The sequence below is a fragment of the Streptomyces sp. NPDC047117 genome, from assembly GCF_040643545.1.
Lineage (GTDB): Bacteria > Actinomycetota > Actinomycetes > Streptomycetales > Streptomycetaceae > Streptomyces.
In genome coordinates this window covers 1-25,327 of sequence record NZ_JBEYUN010000028.1, presented here as the reverse complement: position 1 = coordinate 25,327, position 25,327 = coordinate 1, and the positions used below count along the sequence as shown (strand labels likewise).

Below are 25,327 nucleotides of genomic sequence, written 5' to 3'. Positions count from 1 at the left end.
GCTGCCCGACGCCACGCCCGGAGGCCCCCTCATGTCCGTCCCGCCGCCCACCGAACAGACCGCCGGCACCGCGCAGTCCGGCCCGGCCGGCGATCCGCTCGCCCAGTCCGACCCGGCACTGACGGCCTTCTGGGCCGGGCAGGCCCGGCGGCTGCACTGGGAACGGCCGTGGGCCGAGGTGCTGGACTGGTCCGACGCCCCGTTCGCGCAGTGGTTCTCCGGCGGCCGGCTGAACGTCGCGTACAACTGCGTCGACCGCCACGTCGCGGACGGCCACGGCGAGCAGGTCGCCTTCCACTGGGAGGGCGAGCCGGGCGACACCCGCACGATCACCTATGCCGACCTCCGGCGCGAGGTGTGCCGCACCGCCAACGCCCTGCTCTCGCTGGGCCTGACGGCCGGCGACCGGGTGGCCATCCAGCTGCCGATGATCCCCGAGGCGGTGTTCGCGATGCTGGCCTGCGCGCGGCTCGGGCTGCCGCACAGCGTGGTGTTCGGCGGATTCTCGCCGGCGGCGCTGCGGTCCCGCATCACGGACGCCGGGGCGAAACTGCTGATCACGGCGGACGGGCAGTACCGCAGGGGCACCGCCGTACCGATGAAGGACGGTACGGACGAGGCCACGGCACACACCCCGAGCATCGAGCACGTGCTCGTCGTCCGGCGCACCGGCAGCGAAGTGGCGTGGGCCGAGGGGCGCGACCTGTGGTGGCACGAGCTGGTGGACGCGCAGTCCGACATGCACGAGGCGGTGGCGTTCGACGCCGAGCACCCGCTGTTCATCCTCTACACCTCGGGCACGACCGGCAGCCCCAAGGGCATTCTGCACACCTCCGGCGGCTACCTCACCCAGGCCGCCTACACCCACCGCACCGTCTTCGACCACCGCCCCGGCGTCGACGTCTACTGGTGCACCGCCGACGTCGGCTGGATCACCGGACACACCTACATCGTGTACGGACCGCTGGCCAACCGCGCGACCTCCGTCCTCTACGAGGGCACGCCCAACACCCCGCACGAGGGGCGGCACTTCGAGATCATCCAGAAGTACGGCGTCTCGCTCTACTACACCGCGCCCACCCTGATCCGCTCCTTCATGAAGTGGGGCGAGGAGCTGCCGGGCCGGTACGACCTGTCGACGCTGCGGGTGCTGGGCAGCGTCGGCGAGCCGATCAACCCCGAGGCGTGGCGGTGGTACCGCACGCACCTGGGCGGCGACCGGACACCCGTCGTGGACACCTGGTGGCAGACCGAGACCGGCGCCGTCATGATCTCTCCGCTGCCCACGGAGGCGGACGCGAAGCCGCCCAAGCCCGGCTCGGCACAGGCCCCGCTGCCCGGCATCTCGGCCGCCGTCGTCAACGACCGGGGCGAACCGGTCGGCCGCGGCGAGAGCGGCTACCTCGTACTGGACCGGCCGTGGCCCGCGATGCTGCGCGGCATCTGGGGCGACGAGGAGCGGTTCCGCGAGACGTACTGGTCGCGATTTGCCCGCCAGGGCTACTACTTCGCCGGTGACGGCGCGCGCTACGACGAGGACCGCGACATCTGGCTGCTGGGCCGGGTGGACGACGTCATGAACGTCTCCGGGCACCGCATCTCCACCGCAGAGGTCGAGTCGGCGCTGGTCTCGCACCCGAGCGTGGCCGAGGCCGCCGTGGTCGGCGCGGCCGACGCGACCACCGGGCAGGCCGTCGTCGCGTACGTCGTCCTGCGCGGCAGCGCGCCGGGCGGCACGGACGTCGTGGGCCCGCTGCGCGCCCACGTGGCCGCGGAGATCGGGCCGATCGCCAAGCCCCGGCAGATCATGGTCGTGCCGGAGCTGCCGAAGACCCGCTCGGGCAAGATCATGCGGCGGCTGCTGCGGGACGTGGCGGACAACCGCGAGATCGGGGACGTCACCACGCTGGCCGACGCCTCCGTCATGGCCTCGATCCAGCAGGGCCTCGCCGACGGCTGACGCGCCCGCGCTCTTCCCGCCCCTCCCCCTCCCGAAAGGCACCCTCACCCATGCGCTTCGTGCTCATCGGCCCGCCCGGCGCGGGCAAAGGCACCCAGGCGGCCGTGCTGAGCGAACGGCTCGGCGTCCCGCACCTGTCCACCGGCGACCTGTTCCGGGCCCACCTCGCGGACGGCACCTGGCTGGGCCGGGCCGCCCGGCGCTACCTCGACGCCGGCGACCTCGTCCCCGACGAGCTGACCGATGACATGGTGCGCGGGCGGCTGGCCGAACCCGACGCCCGCGACGGCTTCCTGCTCGACGGCTATCCGCGCACCGTCCGGCAGGCCGGCGTGCTCGCGGACCTGCTGGCCGCGGACGGCACCGGGCTGACCGCCGTACTGGAATTCGCCGTGCCCGAGGAGGTCGTGGTGGACCGCCTGCTGGGCCGCGGCCGCCCCGACGACACCGAGGACGTCATCCGCAACCGACTGGAGGTGTACCGCCGGCAGACCGCACCGCTGCTGGCGACGTACGCGGACCTGCTGGTGACGGTCGACGCCGACGGCTCGGTGGCGGAGATCGCCGAGCGGGTACAGGACGCCGTCACCACCGCGGCCGACCCCGCCTGAGCCCGGCGGCGGTCACCCGCGTACCGGTCTCACGCCGTCCGGGGCCTCGCCACCAGCCAGTTGGTCGGGACCTCGACGGCGGTGCCGTCGGGGCGGATTTCGGTGGTGATCAGGGGGAGGCGGCCGGAGCCGGCCGTCTCCAGGCCGTGGGTGGTCAGCAGGTCCGGTATGGAGCCGTCCGGCATCTCGGCGGGCGCGATGCCGTGCTGGAAGATGGCGCGCACTCTGGGCGGCGGGCCGCCCGGGCGCTGCACCAGGGACATCAGGACGTTCTTGGCGTCCTCGGACGGCTCCACGAGGAAGAGTCTGCCGCGGGCGCCGAGAAGGCGGGCGATGTTCGCGACGATGGCCGGGCGGTCCTCGGGGGCGCACTGGTGCAGTACTCCGCGCATGTAGACATTGGCATCGCCCACATCCTCGTGCAGCGCCGTCGTCTGGCCGGTGTCCACGGCATCGACCTGTCGGTATTCGGCCAGGTGGGCAGGGTCCTCGCACCGAGCCCGGTCAATTGCGGAAGCCGAGACGTCAATGCCGATCACACGCGGGTACCGTTCGGCCAGAAAGCGGGTCTGTGTGCCATTTCCGCACCCGAGATCGATGACGGGCAGCCCCGCGTCGAAGTGCTCCTCGAAGAGCGGGAGATGGAGCGCGACCGCCTGTGCGGGCGCCGCGTCCCAGAACACCTCGCCCTCGCCCGCCGGCGCATCGCGCCAGAAGCCTTCCCATGCCGTTGATCCGTGCCTCGACGCGCTCATGGCCAATTGCTACTGCCGAGCTTCGCCAGGCCGCAAGAGTGATAACACTTCTTTCAAGAGTGGTAGTCGATCTTTCACCTCTTGTTCGAGCCTGCTCCCCGACGTGTCCTCGGCAGCGTCTGCTCGAACCACACCGTCTTGCCCGTGGACGTACGGCTCGTGCCCCACTCCCGGGCCAGCCTGCTCACCACCCGCAGCCCGCGCCCGAATTCGTCGTCGTCCTTCACGCTCAGCAGCTGCGGCAGGCTGTGGTCGTCGTCCGACACCTCGCAGAGCAGCGCGTCCGTCCGCACCAGGCGCAGCACGACGTGCTGCGTGTGCGCGTGCCGTACGGCATTGGTCACGACCTCGCTGACCAGCAGCTCGGCGGTGTCCGACGCGGACTCCAGACCCCAGACGGCGAGCTGGCCGCGGACCAGCCGGCGGGCCCGGGAGACCTCGCTCGCCGCTATGGGCAGCCGCCACTCGGCCACGTCCGCGCGCTCGATGCCGTTCAGCCGGGCCATCAGCAGCGCGACGTCGTCCTTGCGGCCGCCCCGGCCCTCGTTCAGGGTCGCCGCGAGCGACCGGATGATCATGTCGCAGGCGTCGTCCATGGAGGCTGCCGGGTGTGCAGCGGACTCGGCGAGCGCGGCCATCCCGACGCCGATGTCCTCGCCGCGCACCTCCACCAGGCCGTCCGTGCACAGCACGAGCCGGTCACCGGGCGCGACCGGCAGGGTCACCGCCTCGAAGGGCACCCCGCCGACGCCGATCGGGGCGCCCGTCGGCAGGTCCAGCAGCTCGCTGCGGCCGTCCGCCGCGCGCACGACGACAGGCGGGATGTGCCCGGCGTTGGCGATGGTCAGCCGGGACCCGATCGGGTCGTAGACGACGTACAGACACGTCGCCAGGTAGTTGTCGCCGAGGCGCTGAGCCAGGTCGTCCAGACTGCGCAGCAGCTGCGCCGGCGGCATGTCGATGGCGGCCATGGTCTGTACGGCGGTCCGCAACTGCCCCATCATCGCTGCGGAGTTCAGCCCGTGCCCCATGACGTCGCCGACCACCAGCGCCGTACGGGAGCCGGGCAGCTTGATGGTGTCGAACCAGTCGCCGCCGACCCGGCCGAGGCGGGTGCCCGGCAGATAACGGGTGGCGGTGTCGCAGCCCGCCATCCGGGGCTCGATGTGCGGGAGCATGCTGTCCTGCAGCGTCTCCGCGACGTTCTCCTGGTACGTGTACATACGGGCGTTGTCGAGCACCAGGCCCGCACGCGCGGCCAGTTCGGCGCCCGTGACCCGGTCCATGTCGTTGAACTCCGCGCGCTCCGGGTGGCGCAGCAGGATCATGAACCCCAGGACGACGTTCCGCGCCTTCAGCGGGACGACCAGCATGGAACGCAGGTTGATCAGCGGACTGATGTCGCGCTTCTCGAACTGCGCCGCGATGGCGTTGCCCATCTCCTCGCTGATCCGCGGGATCAGCACGGGCTCACCGGTGGTCATGCACTGGAAGAACGGGGTGTGCGCCGGGAACGGCATCGACTCGCCGACCGGCACCACGTCGTCCCAGCGGCCCGGCTCGTCGTTGTGCTCCAGCGCCACGCGGTGCCACATGGTCGTGGTGTCCGGCGGGCCGTCGGGGAAGCCCTCGCCCGCGATGACCTGCTCGCGCAGATACGTGCCCGCGACGTCGGTGAAGCGGGGCACGACGGCCTCGCTGACCTCCTGGATCGTGCGGGCCAGGTCCAGCGAGGAGCCGATGCGGCCGCTGACCTCGTTCAGGAACTCCAGGCGCTCGCGGACCGCGGCGTATTCGAGGTCCGACGCCAGTTCGGCGGCGGCCGCCGCCGCGGCCTGCGGATCGGCGGCCTCCTCGGAGGCGGCGCGCAGCAGCCGGGCCCGCCGCTCCACACGCCGGGGCACACCCCAGTCCGGCGTGACCGGAAAGCGCTCCTGCTGACTGATCTCCAGTACGGGATAGCCCAGTTCGAGCACCTGGGAGACGATCCGGGCGCTGTCCTGCGGGCTCATGCTCGGCAGGATCTCGGGCAGCCGCCGGGCCAGCTCCTGGGAGCCGGGGAAGTCCGTGTGCAGCGCGAAACCCGGCGCGTACCGCTCCCGGTCCCGCCCCTCCTGCTCCTCGCCCTCGCCGTGCAGCTGCCCCGCGTCGGCGGCCAGCACGAGCAGCCGCTCGGGGCCGGGCCCGACCAGGGGGTATGCCCACCACAGGATGTCGACCCGGCCGCGCTCCGGATCCGCCGTACGGGCCCGCCCGGCCCGCGGGTAGGAGGTCTCGCCGCCGAGCGCGGACTCCAGGTCGGGGCCGTGCGGGTCCTCGACGCCGTCCGGGCCGCTCCACTCGTCCGAGCCCAGCGCCCCGGAGACGGGCATCAGCTCCACGGCGGGCGCGCCCACCGCCTCCTCGCGCGAGGGACCGAAGAGCCGGCGCGCGCCGCGGCTCCAGTGGGAGACCAGCCCGCGGGCATCGACCACGACGACGGCCAGGGGGATCCGGCCGGGCTCGGGGTCCCGCGGCGCGGGCACCCCCTGTGCCGCGCTCACCATGTCGTCGCCGTGCGACGGGCCACGCTCCATGGGCGGTTGCTCCTTCGTACGCGTACGCATGATCTGCGTCCCGCTACCACGGTACGGCCACACGCTGCCTGACGGGGCGCATTCCGGGAAGTGCCGTACCGCGGCCGAAGGGCGTCCTGCCTCGCGTTACTCCACGACACACACGCTTTTCCCATCGCCCGCACACCTCCCGCCGGTCCCGTGGACGACCGTCGTCCACGAGCACGGGACCGTAGCGGAAAGGAGCGCGTCGCGGGGGCCGTGGACGCACGAAGGTGCATATTTCCGCCGAGTGCGCCCCGTGGACGCGCGTGCACTCCGGAGTGCCGCGCTCCGGGTGCCTCGCGGCGTGCCGTCCGGGGCCGGCGGTCAGTCCTCGTGCCCGAGTTGGAGATCGCGTTCCGTCCGGCCGCCGCCCGCCACCTGGAGCACCGTGGCCACCGGCGGATAGCCGGCGGCGACCACGGTGTACTCGCCCGCGGCCATGTCCACGAAGCGGAAGAGGCCGTCGGGGCCCGTGGTCGCGGTGTCCACGACGTTGCCGCCCGCGTCCAGGAGCGTGACCCGGGCGTCCTCCACGGGGCGCCCGCCGCCGGCCCGTACGGTGCCGCGCAGCACGGCCCCGCCCGCCAGTTCGACGTCCTGGCGGGTCTCGCGGGCCGCCTGGACGGTCACCGGCAACGCGGCCGGCCGGAAGGCGGGGGCGCTGGAGGCGAGCGTGTACTCCCCCGCCACCAGCTCGCCGATCACGTACCCGCCCTCGCGTCCGCTGCGCGTCGTGGCCACCACCTCGCCCCGCACGTCCGTCAGCGTCACCATGGCGTCGCGCACGGGCGTGCCGTCGGCCGTGGTGACCGTGCCCGCGAGCCGCCCCGCGCCGCCGAGGACCACGTCCAGGTCGACCGGCCGGTCCCCCACCGTGACGCTGACGGCCCGGGGCTGATGGCCGCCGGCCGCCGCGATCAGCACGTACGACCCGGCGCCCGGGGTGCTCAGCGCGTACCGCCCGTCCTCGCCGGTCGCGCCGCGCCCGATCTGCCGCCCGGTGACGTCGATGAGGGTGAGCGCGGCGCGCGGCACGACGGAGCCGTCGTGGTGCTGCACGGTGCCGCAGACGGGCACGCCGGCCGGGGAGTACGGGGCGGCGGCGGGCGCGGTGCGGGCCGCCGGGACGGTCGCGACGGCCTCCGCGCCGCCCTCGCCCGGGGCGGTCTGCGGGTCGTGCGGGGAGTAGGCAGCGTGGGACACCTGGGGGTTCTCCTTGAGGAAGAAGGCGAGCAACAGCCCGAGGAGGAGCACGGGCACGAGGAGGCGCAGGAGGCCGGGCACGGCCTCGGCGTGGGCGGCAACGTGGCCTTCGTGGAGCGGTCCGGCCGCCCGTACGGCGAGCACGGCACCGAGGGCGGCCGCGCCGGCGGCGGCGCCGAGCTGTCGCGCGTACGCACCGGCGGCGAGGGCGGTGGTGGAGCCGTCGGGGCGCTCGGCCTGCCGCACGGCCACGGGGAGGACCGGCAGGACGAAGCCGAGGCCGAACCCGAGGATGGCCGTCCAGAGCGCCACGGTGGCGTGTGCGGTGTCCGCCCGGAGGTGGGAGAGGAGCCACATGCCTTCGGCGGCGAGGGCGCAGCCCAGTACCGGGAACAGCTTGTGGTGACCGGTGCGGCCGGTGAGCCGGCCGGCGACGGCCGCCGCCAGGACGAAGCCGCCCGCCATCGGGAGCAGCGGCAGCGCGCCTTCGAGGGCCGAAGTGCCGCCGGGCCCTTGGAGGAAGGCCGGAAGGTGTACGACGGCCCCGAGGAGCGCGGCGCCGGCCGCCGCGCCGACGGCACCGGTGGCGAGGAACGTCCGGTCGCGGAGGAGGCGCGGCGGAAGGATCGGTTCGGCGGTGAAGTACCCGACGGCCGCGAGGAGGAGGGCGCTGCCGAGCGCGCCGCAGGAGAGGCCGAGCACGACCCGCGAATCCCAGGCGTGCTCCGTGCCGGCCCAGCAGGCGAGCAGGATCACGCACACGGAGAACGCGGCGAGCAGCAGGACGCCCACGGGATCGGTCCCCGGCCGCCGGGCGGGCCGGGGCACCTTCAGGGCGACGGCCACCACGAGGAGGGCGAAGAGCCCGAGGGGCACGTTGGCGCCGAAGCACCAGCGCCACGAGGCGTGTTCGGCGAGGAGGCCGCCGACGAGCGGGCCCGCGGCGGTGGCGAGCCCGTAGGCGGCGCCGGTGAGGACCGTGGCGCGGACGCGTGCCCGGCGCGGCTCGGTCTCCGAGGCCAGCGCCTGTACGCCGCCCATGATGCCGCCGGCGCCGAGGCCCTGAAGGGCGCGGCCGGCGAGCAGTGCGTCCATCGTGTGCGCACGGGTGGCCAGCGCGGAGCCGGCCACGAAGACGAGGAGGGCGAGGAGGAGCGCCGGCTTGCGGCCGAAGCGGTCGCCGAGCCTGCCGTACAGGGGCAGGGCCACGGCCGAGGCGAGGAGGTACGCGGGCACCAGCCACGCGGTCCGGTCGGTGCCGGCCAGCCGGCCGGCGAGCTCCGGGAGCGGGCCGGCCACGACGGTCTGGCCCAGAGCCGCGAGGAGCAGCGCCGGGGCCAGACCGAGCGCGGTCGCCGTACGGACGCGGCGGGGTCCGGGCCGCTCCGTCTCCGCGGGGCCGGGCTCGGCGGGCCGCGCCGCGTCCGGTCCGGCCGTGGCCGCGCCGGACGCCGGTGGCCCCGACCTCCCGTCCGGCTCCGCCAGTGTGGTCCCTCCCACGTGCTGCTCCCCTCGTCACGCCTGTGCCGCGCCCTGTTCTCGCATCGGGCGACAACTGCGATCAAGCGTGACGAAACGGAGCGTACGGGGCAGATTGCGCCGCCAACGGCCTTACGGGGGCGGCACGTCCGGCCCCCATCAGGGCTTTAGCCCGTCGGCCGCGGGCGGCGCGCGTCATGCGGGCAGGGTGGGAAACCACTCGATCCGGTGAGGCGCGTGGCCCGGCTCCCGCTCCCCCGCGGGCGCGGTCACTTCTCCGTGTGCGCCGCGAGGTTGGCGAGCATCGCGTCGTAGATCCGGCCGAGGCCCTTGGGCGCGAAGGTGCGCTCGAAGAAGCCGCCGACGCCGCCCGCGCCCTGCCAGGTGGTGGTGACGACGACCCGGGCCCGCTGCTCGCCCGCGGGGGTGACGGTCCAGGTGGTGACCATCGAGGAGTTGCGGTCCTTCTCCACCAGCTGGCCGTCGGTCGGCTCGTCGACCTCCAGCAGGCAGTCACGGATGCGCTTGCTGGTCGCCTGGAGCTTCCAGTGCACCAGCGTGCCCTTGCCGTCGCCGCCCTCGCGGACCTCGTACTCGCTGAAGTGCTCGGGCAGCAGCTTCGGGCGGGTGCCGGAGTAGTCCGCGAGCGCGTCGAAGACGTCGTCCGGGTTCGCCGCGATCTCGCGCTGCGTGGTGGCCTCGACCTGGCCCATGTGTGCTGCCCTCCAGGGTGCTCGCTTGCTGGTGGTGCGGTGTGCGGCAAGCCAACCACTCCCGGGCGGCGCGCCCAAATCCGGGTTGACAGCACCGATGGGAACGTCTGTTCTATTATCGATCGGCGGGGGCCGCAGCACCCATGAGGAGGCGCGATGCGCTGGGAGAACTTGAGCGAGGGCTCGGCGGACCCGTCAGGTCCGCCGCGCACGCCCGCGCTCTTCGGCACGGACGTGGTCAGCCGGACCATCGACACCCCGGAGTTCCGCGGGGTGACGTTCCACGAGGTACGGGCCCGGTCGATCGTGAACCGGGTCCCGGGCGCCTCCCGCATGCCGTTCGAATGGACGGTGAACCCCTACAGGGGCTGCACGCACGCCTGCGTGTACTGCTTCGCCAGGCGCACCCACAGCTATCTCGACCTGGACACCGGGCTCGGCTTCGACAGCCAGATCGTAGTCAAGGTCAACGCGCCCGACCTGCTGAGACGCGAGCTGTCCGGCAGACGCTGGCGCGGCGAGCACATCGCCATGGGCACCAACGTCGACTGCTACCAGCGGGCCGAGGGCCGGTACCGCCTGATGCCCGGCATCATCGGCGCCCTCCGGGACCACGCGAACCCCTTCTCGATCCTCACCAAGGGCACGCTGATCCTCCGCGACCTCGACCTGCTGCGCGCCGCCGCCGAGGTCACCGACGTCGGCATCTCGATGTCGGTCGGCTTCCTGGACCGCGAGCTGTGGCGCACGGTGGAGCCCGGTACGCCGTCCCCGGAGCGCCGCCTGGACGCCGTCCGCACCCTGACCGAGCACGGCATCGGCTGCGGCGTCCTGATGGCCCCCGTGATCCCGTTCCTGGGCGACCACCCCGATCAGCTGCGGGCCACCGTACGGGCGGTCGCGGCGGCCGGCGCGTCCTCCGTGACGCCGCTGGTGCTGCACCTCCGGCCGGGCGCCCGCGAGTGGTTCATGGCCTGGCTGGAGCGCCATCACCCCCATCTGGTGCGGCGGTACGAGCGCCTGTACGCGGACGGCGCGTACGCCCCGAAGTGGTACCAGCGGCGGATCACCCGCCAGGTCCACGAGCTGGCCGCCGAGTACGGCATCGGCCCCGCACACGCCGCCGAGCACCGCCGCGTCGCGCCCCGCCCGGCGCCCCGGGTACCGGCCCAGGCCGGCCCCGCGGACCTGCCCTCCCCCACCGGCCCCGCGGCGGCCGAGGCCACCCAGCTGACGCTGCTCTGACGCCCCCGGGCGGTACGGCGCCGGCGCCGGAACCTGCACCCTCTGCGGCCGGCCACGCGCCGCGCCGGCTTGACGCGCAACCAAAAGGTTGCCAATCTGATGGTGAGGGGATGGACCGACATGGACGAGGTGTTCAAGGCGCTCGCGGACGCGAGCCGCCGGCGGCTGCTGGATCGGCTGAACGAACGAAACGGGCAGAGCCTGCGCGAGCTGTCGGCAGGGCTGGGGATGTCCAGACAGGCAGTGTCCAAGCACCTGGCGCTCCTGGTGGGGGCCGGTTTGGTCACGACGGTCCGACGCGGCCGGGAGAGGCTGCACTACCTCAACCCCGTACCCCTCCACGAAATCGCCGACCGCTGGATCGGCCAGTACGAGCGAGGCCGGATGGCCGCGCTCAGCAACCTGAAGCACGCCCTGGAAGGAACGGCGATGACCAAGCCGGAGTTCGTCTACACGATCTACATCCACACCACGCCCGAGAAGCTCTGGGAGGGGCTGACCAGCCCGGAGTTCCTGAAGCAGTACCACGGCGGCTGGGCACCCTCCTCCGACTGGCAGGTCGGCTCCAAGGTGCTGTGGCCGGTCGAGGACGGCGGCGAGCCGCAGGACCTCGGCCAGGTCGTCATCGAGGCGGAGCCCGGCAGGCGGCTCGCCTACACCTGGCACACGCTGCAGCCGATGCATCAGGAGATGTTCGGCATGAGCGACGCGGAGTTCGCCGAGGCCGTCAAGGAACGCTCGAAGGTCACCTTCGACATCGAACCGGCCGAGGAGCCGGAGCTGGGCGTGAAGCTGACCATCACCCACGACGGCTTCACCTCGGCCGACTCCAAGATGCTGGAGGGCGTCAGCGGTGGCTGGACCATGATGCTGTCGGAGCTGAAGACGATCCTCGAAAAGGCCTGACCCGCCCCACGGCAGGCCGCTGCCGGCTGCCGGGAACCACCCGTCAGAAACCACCCGGACACCCGCCCCCGTACGCTGGGCCGGTGCGGATCGGGGAGCTGGCGGCGGTCACGGGGGCGACGCCCCGGGCGCTGCGTCACTACGAGCAAGAGGGGCTGATCGGCTCCGTACGCGAGGCCAACGGCTACCGCGTCTACGACGAGCGGGCAGCGGTACGGGTCCGGAACATCCGGCACCTGCTCGACGCCGGGCTCACGCTGGCCGACGTGCGGTGCTTCGCGGGCTGCCTGGACGGCGACATGACGACCGCGCCGCCGTCCCCCGAGGGCCTGCGCATCGCCCGGGACCGGCTCGCCCTGATCGACGCGCGGATCGCCGCGCAGACGGAGGCCCGCGACCGGCTGGCCCGCGCGCTGGACGCGGCGCAGGCTCCGCCCGAGGCGCCGCTCACGCCACCATCGCGCCCCCGTCCACCGGCAGGATCGCGCCCGTGACGAACGCGGCCTCCGGGCAGGCCAGCCGCAGCACCGCCGCCGCCACCTCCTCCGGGCCGCCCAGCCGGCCCAGCGGGGTGTGGTCGATCTGCCAGGCGCGGACTGCCGCCATGCGTTCCGCCGACAGTCCCTGGTGCTCGCCGATCGGCGTCTCGACGGCGCCGGGGGCGACCCCGACGACCCGTATGCCACGCGGCGCCAGCTCCACCGCCCAGCTGCGGGTGAGCGTGTCGAGTCCGGCCTTGCTCGCGGCGTAGACGGCGTTGCCGGGCCAGGCGCGCTGGCCGACGGCCGTCGAGACGTTGACCACGACGCCGCCGGCGCGCTCCAGGTGCGGCAGCGCCGCCTGTGTCAGCAGCACGGGCGCCACCAGGTTGGTCGCGAGCTGCGGCCCGATCGACTCCTTCGTGCAGGTCCCCAGCGCCCCGCTGCGCACGATCCCCGCGTTGTTGACCAGGACGTCCAGCCGCCCGTGCGTGGCGATCACATGGTCCGCGATCCGCTCCGGGGCCCCGTCGGCGGTGATGTCGACGGCGTACGGCGTCATCGCCGGGTGGCCGGTCGCGGCCTCCGCCAGCGGCTCCGGGCGCCGCCCGACCGCCACCACGCGCGCCCCCGCCGCCACGAAGGCCCGTGCGATGGCCCGCCCGATGCCGGTCCCGGCCCCGGTGACCACCACGACCCGCCCGTCGAACTCCTGCTTCTCTGCGCTCATGCCGGGCAGTCTGGAACCCTGCCGCCTGCGTCAAGGTCAACTCCCCGGCGACGCGCCCCCGAAATGCCCACGACACCCGTGTCCCGCGCGCCTAGCCTGCCCCCATGGGTGAGCTGCGGATACGGCGGATGGCCGAGGACGACATCGGAGCGGTCTGCGCGATCAGGGTCCGGGGCTGGCAGTGGGCATACGCCGGGCTGGTGCCCCAGCACTTCCTGGACGGGCTGGACATCGCCGAAGAGGCGCAGCGGCGGCGGGAGTTCTTCAGCGAAGCACCGGCCGGGGTGGTCAACCTCGTGGCGGAGCAGGCCGGTTCGGTGACCGGCTGGGCCGCGTTCGGGCCGTACCGCGACGAGACGACCGGCCGGCGGGACCCCGCGCACGCGGAGCTGTACGCGCTGTACGTACGGCCCGAGCAGGCCGGCACCGGCATCGGCCGCGCGCTGATGACCGCGTCCCTCGACCTCACCAGGGAGCGCGGTTACTCCGGCATGCGCCTGTGGGTGCTCAAGCACAACGCCCGCGCGCGCCACTTCTACGAGCGCGCGGGCTTCGCCCCGGACGGCGCGGAGGACGCCGAGGAGCTGGCCGGCGCGCTCGTACCGGAGGTCCGGTACGCCCGCTCTCTGTAGCGCCGGTCAGCCGCGGCCGTTGCGCCCGCTGTCCAGCCTCGCCAGGGAGGCCGCCGCCGCGGCCGCCAGCCGCGGGTGGTCCAGGGCCGAGGTGAGGGCCGGGACGGCGCGCCGGTCGCCGAGCGCGCCCAGACCCTCCACGCAGGCCAGTGCCACGCGCCAGTAGGGGGTGTGCGGGGTGAGGAGGCGTTCGAGAGTGGAGATCAGCGCCGGGACGGACTCGGGGGCGCGGAGATCCACCAGCAGGCGCACGGGATGCAGGGCGTACGCGGTGCGGAGGGGGTTGGTGGCGAGGGCCGCGGCGGCGCGTGCCGTACGGGGGTCGCCGAGGCGGGCCAGCGCGTGCGCGGCGGTGGCGCAGCGGACGGGGTCGCGGTAGTTCAGCAACAGGACGAGCGTCTCGAAGGCGCGGCGGTCACCGGCGCAGCCGAGCGAGAAGGCGGCGATCTCGCGGGTCCACAGGGGACGCTCGACGGCGGTGAGCATTCTGGCCAGCTCCTCGCGCCCGGCCGGGGTGTTCTTGCGGGCGAGGCCCAGCAGGCGTTCGTACGTGACGAGGTCGGCCGGTGACTGCAGCTCGCCCCGTACCCGGTCGGTCAACTCGTGGAAGTGCTCTTCCATTTGTGTGGCTCCTCCCCCACTGCCTCGGCGTGGCCCGCGCCACAGATTAATTCCCCCTCTTCCCCCTGGCGCTTGCCGTTACCCGCGAGTTAATCTGCTGGCACGAGCAGCACCCCTGCTCGGGCGGCCTGGTGACGCAGCCGCCAAGAGTGAAGTCGGTTCGGCACCGCAACGCACGACACACAGCGAGTGACCGGCAGCGATCCCGGGACAGGGTCCGCCGCGCAGCTCCCTCCGTACGCGCCCTTCGACCGCGTCGACCGCGTGTGCGCTCACCCTCAGTCGTCACTTCTCCCCTGTTCGCAGGGGAACACCCTCTGGAGTCTCGTGATGGGCTTCTCGTCCACCCCTGATTCGCCCCTGTCCCCCGCCACCGCCGCGTCCGGCATCGCCACCGTCGCCGTCGTCGGCCTGGGCACGATGGGCACCGGCATCGCCGAGGTGCTCGCCCGCGCCGGCCGCGAGGTCATCGGCATCGACATCGACGACGCCGCGGTGCGCCGCTCCGTCACCGCACTGGAATCGTCCACCGCCCGCGCCGTGCGCCGCGAGCGGCTCACCGAGCGCGAGCGGGCCGATGTGCTCGCCCGCTTCCGTACCTTCTCCGACCTGCAGGCCGCCGCCGACGCCGACCTGGTGATCGAGGTGGTGCCGGAGGACTACGAGCTCAAGCGGCAGATCCTCACCGCCCTGGACGGCATCGTCCGCCCGGACACCGTGCTGGCCACCGGCACCAACTCGCTCTCGGTGACCCGGCTGGCCGCCGACTCGCAGCGCCCCGAGCGCGTGGTCGGCCTGCACTTCTTCGCCCCGGCGCCGGTCATGAAGCTGGTCGAGGTGGCCTCCTCGGTGCTGACCGCGCCGACCGCCGTCGCCGCCGTCACCGAGCTCGCCCGCGAGCTGGGCAAGGACCCGATCGCGGTGGGCGACCGCCCCGGCTTCGTCGCCGACGGCCTGCTCTTCGGCTACCTGAACCAGGCGGCCGCCATGTACGAGTCGAAGTACGCCACGCGTGAGGACATCGACGCGGCCATGCGGCTGGGCTGCGGCCTGCCCATGGGGCCGTTGGCACTGCTGGACCTGATCGGCATCGACACCGCGCGCACGGTGCTGCAGGCGATGTACGCGGCCTCGCACGACCGGCTGCACGCGCCCGCGCCGATCCTCGGCCACCTCGCCGAGGCCGGGCTGACCGGCCGCAAGGCGGGCCGCGGCTTCTACACGTACGAGACGCCCGGTTCCGCGACGGTCGTGCCGGACGGCGGGACCCCCGCCGAGCAGCACGAGCAGGCCGCCTCGCGCACGGTGCGCAGCGTCGGCGTGGCCGGGTCCGGGACGATGGCGAGCGGCATCGCGGAGGTCTTCGCGAAGTCCGGCTTCGAGGTCGTGCTCGCGGCCCGCAGCCAGGAGAAGGCGGACCGGGCCAAGGGTCTGGTCGAGAAGTCGCTGAACCGGTCGGTGGCCAAGGGCCGGATGACCGAGGAGGCCCGGGACGCGGCGCTGGCGGCGATCACCCCGGCGGACTCGCTGGACGCCTTCGCCGACGTGGACCTCGCCGTCGAGGCGGTGGCCGAGGACCTGGCGGTCAAGCAGCAGCTGTTCGCGACGCTGGACAAGGTCTGCAAGCCGGGCGCGGTGCTGGCCACCACCACCTCCTCGCTGCCGGTCGTGGCGTGCGCGCGGGCCACCTCGCGCCCGCAGGACGTCATCGGGATGCACTTCTTCAACCCGGCGCCCGCCATGAAGCTGGTCGAGGTCGTCCGGACCGTGCTGACCGCCGACGACGTGCACGCCACCGTGCGGGCGGTGTGCGCCAAGGTCCGCAAGCACCCCGTGGACTGCGGCGACCGGGCGGGCTTCATCGTGAACGCGCTGCTCTTCCCGTACCTGAACAACGCGGTGAAGATGGTCCAGGAGCACTACGCCTCGCCGGACGACATCGACGCCGCGATGAAGCTGGGCGGCGGTTACCCGATGGGCCCGTTCGAACTGCTCGACGTGGTGGGCCTGGACGTCTCGCTGGCCATCGAGAAGGTGCTGCATCAGGAGTTCCGCGACCCGGGCCTGGCCCCGGCGCCGCTGCTGGAGCACCTCGTCGCCGCGGGCTGCCTCGGCCGCAAGACCGGCCGCGGCTTCCGTGAGTACGCCAAGCGCTGACGCCGGGGGTGGCTGGGGCGGGCTGCTCGACCCCGTGGGCAGCCCGCCCGCGGCCTCCCGGCCGCCCGTTCCGCGGGCGAATGCCGCAGGCCGCGGGAATATGAAGTACCGTCCCCACATGTCCCAGCCCGCTCGTACGCAGCCTTCCGACGGAAACGACAGCACCACCCCCGGCTCTCGCCGCGCGGCCGCCCAGCGGCTCAAGATGCGCCGCGAATTGGCGGCGGCGGCGATGGAGCTGTTCGCGACAAAGGGCTACGAAGCGACGACGGTCGACGAGATCGCCGCGGCGGCGGGCGTCGCCCGGCGGACGTTCTTCCGCCACTTCCGCTCCAAGGAAGAGGCGATCTTCCCCGACCACGACGACACCCTCGTACGGGCCGAGGCGGTGCTGGACGCGGCACCGGCACACGAGAACCCGCTGGACACGGTCTGCCGCGGCATCAAGGAAGTCATGCGGATGTACGCGGCCTCGCCCACGGTGTCGGTGGCCCGCTACCGCCTGACCCGTGAGGTGCCGACGCTGCGCGAGGCGGAGATCGCCTCGGTGGCCCGTTACGAACGCCTCTTCACGCGCTACCTCCTGGGCCACTTCGACGAGGGCGCGCACCGCGAGGGCAACGACGACCCGCTGCTCGCCGAGGTCGCCGCCTCCGCGGTGGTCACCGCGCACAACCACGTCCTGCGGCGCTGGCTGCGGGCCGGCGCGCAGGGCGATGTGGAGACGCAGCTCGACCACGCCTTCGCGATCGTCCGCGAGACGTTCGGCACGGGCATCGGGGCCGGCCGGACGCCCGCGAGCCCGCCGCCCGCCGCGACGGCGGCCCGGGAGGGCGAGGTGCTGGTGACGGTGGCCCGTACGGACGCACCGCTCAGCGAGGTCATGCGCACGATCCAGAAGGCGCTGCGCGAGCACCGCTGACACCGGTCGGCCGAGCGCCGTCACGCCATGGGCGTGGCGGCGCTTTGCTGTGCGCCCCGTTCCCATGCAACCCGCGAGTAACAAACATCACGCACCCCCTCCAGCGGGGGCGGAACATCCGCTTTCGTGGTGGTTCGCGTTGCTCATGCGTGCCGCCCGGATGACATCTGAGAGAAATTGTTGGCACCGAGTGCCTTGTCGGCTGGCACGCGGTGTCATACGTTGATGTTGTCCGGGCGGCCGGTACACCCCGATCTTCGGCGTACCGGTTGTCCCCGCGAACCACTGGTCCGCGCGCCCGGGCGCCTGCGTCACAGGCAACCTCCCGCGCACACCCGCGCCTGCCGAGCACCACACAGCCGAACCGACGGCACCGCCTTCGCACCACCCCCGACGTTCCCTCAAGCCGTCCCTCATATGGCTTCGCCGGAGGCACACCGTGAACCACATTCTTGACGCCATCACCGCGCCGGACAGCACCCGCGAGGACTTCGCGAACCTGCCCATCCCCGAGTCGTACCGCGCGATCACCGTGCACAAGGACGAGGCCGACATGTTCGCCGGCCTCCCCAGCAACGAGAAAGACCCGCGCAAGTCGCTGCACCTCGAAGACGTGCCGGTGCCGGAGCTGGGCCCGGGCGAGGCCCTGGTCGCCGTCATGGCGTCCTCGGTCAACTACAACTCCGTGTGGACCTCGATCTTCGAGCCGGTGTCCACCTTCAGCTTCCTGGAGCGCTACGGCCGCCTGAGCGACCTCAGCAAGCGCCACGACCTGCCGTACCACATCATCGGCTCCGACCTGGCCGGCGTCGTGCTGCGCACCGGCCCCGGCGTGAACTCCTGGCACCCCGGCGACGAGGTCGTCGCGCACTGCCTCTCCGTCGAGCTGGAGTCCTCCGACGGCCACAACGACACGATGCTCGACCCCGAGCAGCGCATCTGGGGCTTCGAGACCAACTTCGGCGGCCTCGCCGAGATCGCGCTCGTGAAGTCCAACCAGCTGATGCCCAAGCCGGACCACCTGAGCTGGGAGGAGGCGGCGGCCCCGGGCCTGGTGAACTCCACCGCGTACCGTCAGCTGGTCTCCCGCAACGGCGCCGGCATGAAGCAGGGCGACAACGTCCTCATCTGGGGCGCGTCCGGCGGACTCGGTTCGTACGCCACCCAGTTCGCGCTGGCCGGCGGCGCCAACCCGATCTGCGTCGTCTCCAGCGAGGACAAGGCGGAGATCTGCCGGAAGATGGGCGCCGAGGCGATCATCGACCGCAAGGCCGAGGGCTACAAGTTCTGGAAGGACGAGGAGAACCAGGACCCGCGCGAGTGGAAGCGCTTCGGCAAGCGCATCCGCGAGCTGACCGGCGGCGAGGACATCGACATCGTCTTCGAGCACCCCGGCCGCGAGACCTTCGGCGCCTCCGTGTACGTCACCCGTAAGGGCGGCACCATCACCACCTGCGCCTCGACCTCCGGCTACATGCACCAGTACGACAACCGCTACCTGTGGATGTCCCTGAAGCGCATCATCGGCTCCCACTTCGCCAACTACCGCGAGGCGTGGGAGGCCAACCGCCTGATCGCCAAGGGCAAGATTCACCCGACGCTGTCGAAGACGTACTCCCTGGAGGAGACCGGCCAGGCCGCGTACGACGTGCACCGCAACCTGCACCAGGGCAAGGTCGGCGTCCTCGCGCTGGCCCCCGAGGAGGGCATGGGCGTGCGCGACCACGAGAAGCGCGCCAAGCACCTCGACGCGATCAACCGCTTCCGGAACGTCTGACCGACGGAATCGTCCTGGAGACAGACACCATGACTGAGCGTCAGAAGGATCGTCCGTGGCTGATGCGGACGTACGCCGGGCACTCCACCGCCGAGGCGTCCAACGAGCTGTACCGGCGTAACCTCGCCAAGGGCCAGACCGGCCTGTCGGTCGCGTTCGACCTCCCGACGCAGACCGGTTACGACCCCGACCACGTGCTCGCCCGCGGCGAGGTCGGGCGGGTCGGGGTCCCGGTCTCCCACCTCGGCGACATGCGCCGGCTGTTCCAGGACATCCCGCTGGAGCAGATGAACACCTCGATGACCATCAACGCCACCGCGATGTGGCTGCTGGCGCTGTACGAGGTGGTCGCCGAGGAGCAGGGCGCGGACATCTCCAAGCTGTCCGGGACCACGCAGAACGACATCGTGAAGGAGTACCTGTCGCGGGGCACGCACGTGTTCCCGCCCGGGCCCTCCCTCCGGCTGACCACCGACATGATCACGTACACGGTGGCGCACATCCCGAAGTGGAACCCGATCAACATCTGCAGCTACCACCTCCAGGAGGCCGGGGCCACGCCGGTGCAGGAGGTCGCGTACGCGATGTCCACCGCCGTCGCGGTGCTGGACGCCGTACGGGACTCCGGGCAGGTGCCGCCGGAGAAGTTCGGCGATGTCGTCGCGCGGATCTCCTTCTTCGTGAACGCGGGGGTGCGCTTCGTCGAGGAGATGTGCAAGATGCGCGCCTTCGGCCGCATCTGGGACCGGATCACCCGCGAGCGGTACGGCATCGAGAACCCCAAGCAGCGCCGCTTCCGCTACGGCGTCCAGGTCAACTCCCTCGGCCTCACCGAGGCGCAGCCGGAGAACAACGTCCAGCGCATCGTCCTCGAAATGCTGGCCGTCACGCTCTCCAAGGACGCCCGCGCGCGTGCCGTGCAGCTGCCCGCCTGGAACGAGGCGCTGGGCCTGCCCCGCCCCTGGGACCAGCAGTGGTCGCTGCGCATCCAGCAGGTGCTCGCGCACGAGAGCGACCTGCTGGAGTACGAGGACATCTTCGCCGGGTCGCACGTCATCGAGGCGAAGGTGGACGCGCTGGTCGAGGAGGCACTGGCCGAGATCGACCGGATCCAGGAGATGGGCGGCGCGATGGCCGCCGTGGAGTCCGGCTACCTCAAGTCGCAGCTGGTCAGCTCGCACGCGGAGCGGCGCGGCCGGATCGAGGCCGGCGAGGAGAAGATCGTCGGCGTCAACTGCTACGAATCCACCGAGCCCAACCCGCTCACCGCCGACCTGGACACCGCGATCATGACGGTGGACCCGGACAACGAGGCGCGGGTGGTGCGGGCGCTGCACGAGTGGCGGGACGCCCGCGACGAGGCGCGTGCCCAGGAGGCCCTGTCGGCGCTGAAGAAGACGGCGGCCGGCGACACCAACCTCTTCGCGGCCACGCTGGAGTGCGCCAGGGCCGGTGTGACGACCGGGGAGTGGGCCTGGGCCCTCCGGGACGTCTTCGGCGAGTTCCGGGCTCCTACGGGCGTCTCCAGCGCCCCGCTGGCGGTCCCCGCCGAGGCGGGCAGTCCGCTCGCCGCCGTCCGCGAGAAGGTCGCCCGTACCGCCGCCGACCTCGGCAGCGGCAAGCTGCGCCTGCTGGTCGGCAAGCCCGGCCTGGACGGGCACAGCAACGGCGCCGAGCAGATCGCCGTACGGGCCCGCGACGCCGGCTTCGAGGTGGTCTACCAGGGCATCCGGCTGACCCCCGAGCAGATCGTCTCGGCGGCCGTCGCCGAGGACGTGCACTGCGTCGGCCTGTCCATCCTCTCCGGCTCGCACGCCGAGCTGGTCCCGGACGTACTGGCCCGGCTGCACCGCACGGGCGTCGACGACATCCCCGTCATCGTCGGCGGCATCATCCCCTCGGCGGACGCGGCAGCGCTGCGCGAGGCCGGTGTCGCCGCCGTCTTCACACCTAAGGACTTCGGTATCACGGAGATCATCGGCCGTATCGTCGACGAGATCCGTACCGCGAACAAGCTCGACCCCCTGGAGGTCCCCGCATGACCAGCGTCAACCGTCTGCGCCCGCGCCGCTCCTGCCTCGCGGTCCCGGGCAGCAACCCGCGCTTCCTGGAGAAGGCCCAGGGCCTCCCCGCCGACCAGGTCTTCCTGGACCTGGAGGACGCCTGCGCGCCGCTCGCCAAGCCGGAGGCCCGGCACACCATCGTCAAGTTCCTCAACGAGGGCGACTGGACGGGCAAGACGCGCGTGGTGCGGGTCAACGACTGGACGACCGAGTGGACCTACCGCGACGTCGTGACCGTCGTCGAGGGCGCGGGCCAGAACCTGGACTGCATCATGCTGCCCAAGGTCCAGGACGCCTCCCAGGTCGTGGCGCTGGACCTGCTCCTCACCCAGATCGAGAAGACGATGGGCTTCGAGGTCGGCAAGATCGGCATCGAGGCGCAGATCGAGAACGCCCGGGGCCTGAACAACGTCAACGAGATCGCGGAGGCCTCCCCGCGCACCGAGACGATCATCTTCGGCCCGGCCGACTTCATGGCGTCGATCAACATGAAGTCGCTGGTCGTCGGCGAGCAGCCGCCCGGCTACGGCGCCGACGCCTACCACTACATCCTGATGAAGATCCTGATGGCGGCGCGCGCCAACGACCTCCAGGCGATCGACGGCCCCTACCTCCAGATCAAGAACGTGGACGGCTTCCGCGAGGTCGCCGGGCGCGCCGCCGCGCTGGGCTTCGACGGCAAGTGGGTGCTGCACCCCGGCCAGGTCGAGGCGGCCAACGAGGTCTTCTCCCCCTCGCAGGAGGACTACGACCACGCCGAGCTGATCCTCGACGCGTACGAGTACTGCACCTCCGAGGCGGGCGGCAAGAAGGGCTCCGCGATGCTCGGCGACGAGATGATCGACGAGGCCAGCCGCAAGATGGCCCTGGTCATCTCCGGCAAGGGCCGCGCCGCCGGCATGAAGCGCACCAGCAAGTTCGAAGCCCCGGAGGCGTGACGACATGCAGTTCGGCCGTACCTACGAAGAGTTCACCGTCGGCGACGTGTACAAGCACTGGCCCGGCAAGACGGTCACCGAGTACGACGACCACCTCTTCTGTCTGCTCACCATGAACCACCACCCGCTGCACATGGACAGCAACTACGCCGAGTCCACGACCGACTTCGGCAAGAACGTGGTGGTCGGGAACTACATCTACTCGCTGCTGCTCGGCATGTCCGTGCCGGACGTCTCCGGAAAGGCCATCGCCAACCTGGAGATCGAGTCGCTGAAGCACGTGGCGCCGACCTTCCACGGCGACACGATCTACGGCGAGACGACCGTGCTGGACAAGACGCCGTCGAAGTCGAAGAACGACCGCGGCATCGTGCACGTCGAGACCAGGGGCTACAAGCAGGACGGCACGCTGGTCTGCGTCTTCCGGCGCAAGGTGATGGTGCCGACGGCCACGTACATCAAGGAGCGCGGCGGCGAGCAGCCCGGCCGTCCGGAGCTGAAGACCCCCGCGGCGAAGGAGAAGTAGCCATGGCGCGCCTGGCACAGACCGAGGGCCTGACGGACATCCAGCGGGAAATCCTCTCCACCGTCCGCGATTTCGTGGACAAGGAGATCATTCCGGTCGCCACCGAGCTGGAGCACAAGGACGAGTACCCGACGCAGATCGTCGAGGGACTCAAGGAACTGGGCGTCTTCGGGCTGATGATCCCCGAGGAGTACGGCGGCCTCGGCGAGTCGCTGCTCACCTACGCGCTGACGGTCGAGGAGATCGCACGCGGCTGGATGAGCGTCTCCGGCATCATCAACACCCATTTCATCGTCGCCTACATGCTCAAGCAGCACGGCACGCAGGAGCAGAAGGACCACTTCCTCCCCCGGATGGCGGCCGGTGAGATACGGGGCGCCTTCTCCATGTCGGAGCCGGCGCTCGGCTCGGACGTCTCCGCCATCTCCTCCAAGGGGGTGCGGGACGGCGAGGAGTACGTCCTCAACGGCCAGAAGATGTGGCTGACGAACGGCGGCTCGTCGACGCTGGTGGCCGTGCTCTGCAAGACGGACGAGGGGCACCCCGAGGGCACCGCGCCGCACAAGTCGATGACGACCTTCCTCGTGGAGAAGGAGCCCGGCTTCGGCGAGGTGCGCCCCGGACTGACCATCCCGGGCAAGATCGAGAAGATGGGCTACAAGGGCGTCGACACGACCGAGCTCATCATGCAGGACCTCCGGATCCCCGCGAATCGCGTGCTCGGCGGCGAAACCGGACGTGGTTTCTATCACATGATGGACGGCGTCGAGGTCGGCCGGGTGAATGTCGCGGCACGTGGCTGCGGCGTCGCGCAGCGTGCATTCGAACTGGGGGTGGATTACGCGCAGCAGCGGCACACCTTTGGTAAGCCGATCGCAAAGCATCAGGCCATCCAGTTCAAATTGGCCGAAATGGCTACAAAGGTCGAGGCGGCCCATGCGATGATGGTCAACGCCGCCCGCAAGAAGGACTCGGGTCAGCGGAATGACCTGGAAGCGGGCATGGCGAAGTACCTCGCCTCCGAGTACTGCAAGGAGGTCGTGGAGGACGCCTTCCGCATCCACGGCGGTTACGGCTTCTCCAAGGAATATGAAATCGAACGCCTGTACCGCGAGGCGCCCATGCTGCTCATCGGTGAAGGTACCGCTGAGATCCAGAAAATGATCATTGGGCGCCGGCTACTGGAGGAGTACCGAATCCAGGGCTGAATGTCCGTTTCGGGGTGTTTTCTTCGAGAAGAAGATCACACCCCGTCACGGGACTTCGGCCACGGATTGGCGTTGGCTCTTGGCCAGTTGCCGCTCGCAACCGATAGCATCCCCGGAAAGCCGCGCGTCCCCCATTCCTACGCGGCATCCTCCGCTACGAAGGTCATCCATGCCCCACAGCCAATCCTCTGCTCACCGCGGTCGCGTCCGCCTCGCGCGCGGAGCGTCGCCGTGGCTCCTGCCGACCGTCGCGACGGCAGCGGTCAGCCTGGCCCGCTCCCGGCGCTCGGGACGCTGGGCCGCCGTCGCCGTGCCCACCACCGCTCTGGCGGCGGGCATGCTGTGGTTCTTCCGCGACCCCGAGCGCGACATCGCTCAGGGCCGCGTCATCTCCCCGGCCGACGGCGTGGTGCAGAGCATCATGCCGTGGAAGGACGGGCGCACCCGAGTCGCGATCTTCATGAGCCCGCTGAACGTCCACGTGAACCGCGCCCCGCTGGCCGGCACGGTCACGTCCGTCGAGCACATCCCCGGCGGCTTCGTTCCCGCGTTCAACAAGGAGAGCGAGAACAACGAGCGGGTCGTCTGGCACTTCGACACCGAGCTCGGCGACGTGGAGATGGTGCAGATCGCCGGTGCGGTGGCCCGCCGCATCGTTCCCTACGTCCCGCAGGGCACCAAGGTCGAGCAGGGCGAGCGCATCGGTCTGATCCGCTTCGGCTCGCGCGTGGACGTGTACCTGCCCGAGGGCGTCGAGGCCGCGGTCGAGGTCGGCCAGGCCACCACAGCGGGGGTGACTCGTCTTGACCGTGATTGATCCCGATACCCAGGCGGGCTGGGTGGCCGAGGAAGAGGAGGACGACGACATGCCGCTGTCGACGCGGCTGTCGATAGCGGACACGCTCACCCTCGGCAACGCGATCTGCGGCTTCATGGCCGTCTACTTCACGACCACCGGCGTCCTCATCCCGCACCTCACGGGCACGGACGACGGCGGCATGGCGCGGCACAGCGCCGCCATGGTCGTGATCCTGATGCTGCTCGCCTCGGTCTTCGACCTCTTCGACGGACTGGTCGCACGCAAGCTGCGGGCCTCGGCGATGGGGGCCGAGCTCGACAACCTCTCCGACCTGATCAGCTTCGGCCTGGCACCCGCGTACTTCGTCGTGACCTGGGGCATGGTCGCCCAGGACGCGAACCAGCGGGTCTCGGTGGTGGCGGCCGTGGTGGTGCTGCTGGCGGTGATCCTGCGTCTCGCCCGCTTCTCGTGCGTGACGGTGCCGAACGGCATGTTCCAGGGCATGCCGAGCCCGTTCGGCGCGCTGACGGTCGTGGCGATCGTCCTGCTGGAGCTGCCCTTCCTCCCCACGCTCCTCGCCATCATCGGCGTGGCGTGGCTGATGGTCAGCCGGGTGGAGTACCCGAAGCCGCGGGGGCGCCTCGCAGTCGCGATGCTCTCCTGGATCGTGGCGAGCATGGCCATGCTCGCGGCGTGGGCGCTGGACGCGCCGGCCGGCCAGCTGCTGCTCCAGACGGGCTGCGCGCTGCAGGTCGTGACGGCCGCGATGATCCCGCTCTTCGCGACCGCCCGCCGCGTGAACACCTTCCGCGACAACCGCCGCGAGGCCAGGGCAGCACAGCTGCCATAGGCGGCTGCGCCGCGGGATGACCGACGCCGGAGGCCCGGTACGAACCTTGGGTTCGTATATGGCCGCACCGGGGGCGACCGCGCCGGTCGTGGCGAAGCCCTTGATCTGACGGTGCACGTCGTCGGCCGTACGGGGGCCCGCGCAGGAGCGGGG

The 25,327-nt window shown here is 71.7% G+C and carries 21 protein-coding genes; 15 read left to right on the top strand and 6 right to left on the bottom strand.

Annotation, left to right across the window (positions count from 1 at the left end; genetic code table 11):
• Positions 1-31 precede the first annotated feature (31 nt).
• The gene (gene acs, locus ABZ840_RS34820) at positions 32-1,960 is read left to right on the top strand and encodes an acetate--CoA ligase (protein WP_361567115.1); all 1,929 of its coding nucleotides are present in this window, start codon (positions 32-34) and stop codon (positions 1,958-1,960) included.
• Positions 1,961-2,010: 50 nt separating this feature from the next.
• Positions 2,011-2,571 (top strand): adenylate kinase, encoded by a 561-nt coding sequence (locus tag ABZ840_RS34815; protein ID WP_361567112.1) that lies wholly within the window; start codon positions 2,011-2,013, stop codon positions 2,569-2,571.
• 29 nt (positions 2,572-2,600) lie between these two features.
• On the opposite strand, the gene ABZ840_RS34810 is transcribed toward ABZ840_RS34815, so the two are convergent.
• The 4 genes from ABZ840_RS34810 to ABZ840_RS34795 all read right to left on the bottom strand — a co-directional run bounded on the left by ABZ840_RS34810 (position 2,601) and on the right by ABZ840_RS34795 (position 9,321).
• Positions 2,601-3,326, bottom strand: a complete 726-nt coding sequence (locus tag ABZ840_RS34810) for a class I SAM-dependent methyltransferase (RefSeq protein ID WP_361567110.1) — start codon at positions 3,324-3,326, stop codon at positions 2,601-2,603.
• Between the two features lie 74 nt (positions 3,327-3,400).
• Positions 3,401-5,872 carry a SpoIIE family protein phosphatase gene (locus tag ABZ840_RS34805; protein ID WP_361567259.1) on the bottom strand — a complete coding sequence of 824 codons (2,472 nt, stop codon included), beginning with the start codon at positions 5,870-5,872 and terminating at the stop codon, positions 3,401-3,403.
• 378 nt (positions 5,873-6,250) lie between these two features.
• Positions 6,251-8,629, bottom strand: coding sequence for an MFS transporter (locus ABZ840_RS34800; protein ID WP_361567106.1), 2,379 nt, complete (start codon positions 8,627-8,629; stop codon positions 6,251-6,253).
• 248 nt (positions 8,630-8,877) lie between these two features.
• Positions 8,878-9,321: an SRPBCC family protein gene (locus ABZ840_RS34795; protein WP_361567103.1), complete on the bottom strand. Its 444-nt coding sequence runs from the start codon at positions 9,319-9,321 to the stop codon at positions 8,878-8,880.
• A 156-nt stretch (positions 9,322-9,477) separates the two neighbouring features.
• On the opposite strand from ABZ840_RS34795, the gene ABZ840_RS34790 reads away from it, so the two are divergent.
• The 3 genes from ABZ840_RS34790 to ABZ840_RS34780 all read left to right on the top strand — a co-directional run bounded on the left by ABZ840_RS34790 (position 9,478) and on the right by ABZ840_RS34780 (position 11,966).
• Positions 9,478-10,566 (top strand): Rv2578c family radical SAM protein, encoded by a 1,089-nt coding sequence (locus ABZ840_RS34790; RefSeq protein WP_361567100.1) that lies wholly within the window; start codon positions 9,478-9,480, stop codon positions 10,564-10,566.
• 120 nt (positions 10,567-10,686) lie between these two features.
• The gene (locus tag ABZ840_RS34785) at positions 10,687-11,472 is read left to right on the top strand and encodes a metalloregulator ArsR/SmtB family transcription factor (RefSeq protein ID WP_361567097.1); all 786 of its coding nucleotides are present in this window, start codon (positions 10,687-10,689) and stop codon (positions 11,470-11,472) included.
• Positions 11,473-11,555: 83 nt separating this feature from the next.
• Positions 11,556-11,966, top strand: a complete 411-nt coding sequence (locus ABZ840_RS34780; protein ID WP_361567095.1) for a MerR family transcriptional regulator — start codon at positions 11,556-11,558, stop codon at positions 11,964-11,966.
• On the opposite strand, the gene ABZ840_RS34775 is transcribed toward ABZ840_RS34780, so the two are convergent.
• Positions 11,920-12,681 (bottom strand): SDR family oxidoreductase, encoded by a 762-nt coding sequence (locus tag ABZ840_RS34775; protein ID WP_361567092.1) that lies wholly within the window; start codon positions 12,679-12,681, stop codon positions 11,920-11,922. The two genes, ABZ840_RS34780 and ABZ840_RS34775, sit on opposite strands and share 47 nt — an antisense overlap.
• 104 nt (positions 12,682-12,785) lie before the next feature.
• Between ABZ840_RS34775 and ABZ840_RS34770 the strand changes: the two genes are divergently transcribed.
• A complete protein-coding gene (locus ABZ840_RS34770) occupies positions 12,786-13,313 on the top strand; it encodes a GNAT family N-acetyltransferase (protein ID WP_361567090.1) in 528 nt (175 codons plus the stop codon).
• Positions 13,314-13,319: 6 nt separating this feature from the next.
• Here the strand turns inward: ABZ840_RS34770 and ABZ840_RS34765 are convergent, their stop codons facing one another.
• A complete protein-coding gene (locus tag ABZ840_RS34765) occupies positions 13,320-13,934 on the bottom strand; it encodes a HEAT repeat domain-containing protein (protein WP_361567087.1) in 615 nt (204 codons plus the stop codon).
• A gap of 330 nt (positions 13,935-14,264) precedes the next feature.
• Here ABZ840_RS34765 and ABZ840_RS34760 point away from each other — a divergent pair, with 330 nt between their 5' ends.
• From ABZ840_RS34760 to pssA, 9 genes are all read left to right on the top strand, one after another.
• Positions 14,265-16,091 (top strand): 3-hydroxyacyl-CoA dehydrogenase family protein, encoded by a 1,827-nt coding sequence (locus ABZ840_RS34760; RefSeq protein ID WP_361567084.1) that lies wholly within the window; start codon positions 14,265-14,267, stop codon positions 16,089-16,091.
• Positions 16,092-16,209: 118 nt separating this feature from the next.
• On the top strand, positions 16,210-17,013 hold the full coding sequence (locus ABZ840_RS34755; RefSeq protein ID WP_361567082.1) for a TetR family transcriptional regulator: 804 nt from the start codon (positions 16,210-16,212) through the stop codon (positions 17,011-17,013).
• 439 nt (positions 17,014-17,452) lie between these two features.
• On the top strand, positions 17,453-18,790 hold the full coding sequence (gene ccrA / locus ABZ840_RS34750) for a crotonyl-CoA carboxylase/reductase (protein WP_361567079.1): 1,338 nt from the start codon (positions 17,453-17,455) through the stop codon (positions 18,788-18,790).
• A 29-nt stretch (positions 18,791-18,819) separates the two neighbouring features.
• The gene (locus tag ABZ840_RS34745; protein ID WP_361567076.1) at positions 18,820-20,832 is read left to right on the top strand and encodes a protein meaA; all 2,013 of its coding nucleotides are present in this window, start codon (positions 18,820-18,822) and stop codon (positions 20,830-20,832) included.
• Complete coding sequence (locus tag ABZ840_RS34740) at positions 20,829-21,791, top strand: CoA ester lyase (protein WP_361567073.1); 963 nt, start codon at positions 20,829-20,831, stop codon at positions 21,789-21,791. Before ABZ840_RS34745 ends, ABZ840_RS34740 begins: the two co-directional genes overlap by 4 nt.
• A 4-nt stretch (positions 21,792-21,795) precedes the next feature.
• Positions 21,796-22,317, top strand: a complete 522-nt coding sequence (locus tag ABZ840_RS34735) for a MaoC family dehydratase (protein ID WP_361567070.1) — start codon at positions 21,796-21,798, stop codon at positions 22,315-22,317.
• A gap of 2 nt (positions 22,318-22,319) precedes the next feature.
• The gene (locus ABZ840_RS34730) at positions 22,320-23,525 is read left to right on the top strand and encodes an acyl-CoA dehydrogenase family protein (protein WP_361567067.1); all 1,206 of its coding nucleotides are present in this window, start codon (positions 22,320-22,322) and stop codon (positions 23,523-23,525) included.
• A gap of 169 nt (positions 23,526-23,694) precedes the next feature.
• The gene (locus ABZ840_RS34725; protein ID WP_030612964.1) at positions 23,695-24,342 is read left to right on the top strand and encodes a phosphatidylserine decarboxylase; all 648 of its coding nucleotides are present in this window, start codon (positions 23,695-23,697) and stop codon (positions 24,340-24,342) included.
• Positions 24,329-25,174: a CDP-diacylglycerol--serine O-phosphatidyltransferase gene (gene pssA, locus ABZ840_RS34720; protein WP_361567063.1), complete on the top strand. Its 846-nt coding sequence runs from the start codon at positions 24,329-24,331 to the stop codon at positions 25,172-25,174. Before ABZ840_RS34725 ends, pssA begins: the two co-directional genes overlap by 14 nt.
• Positions 25,175-25,327 lie beyond the last annotated feature (153 nt).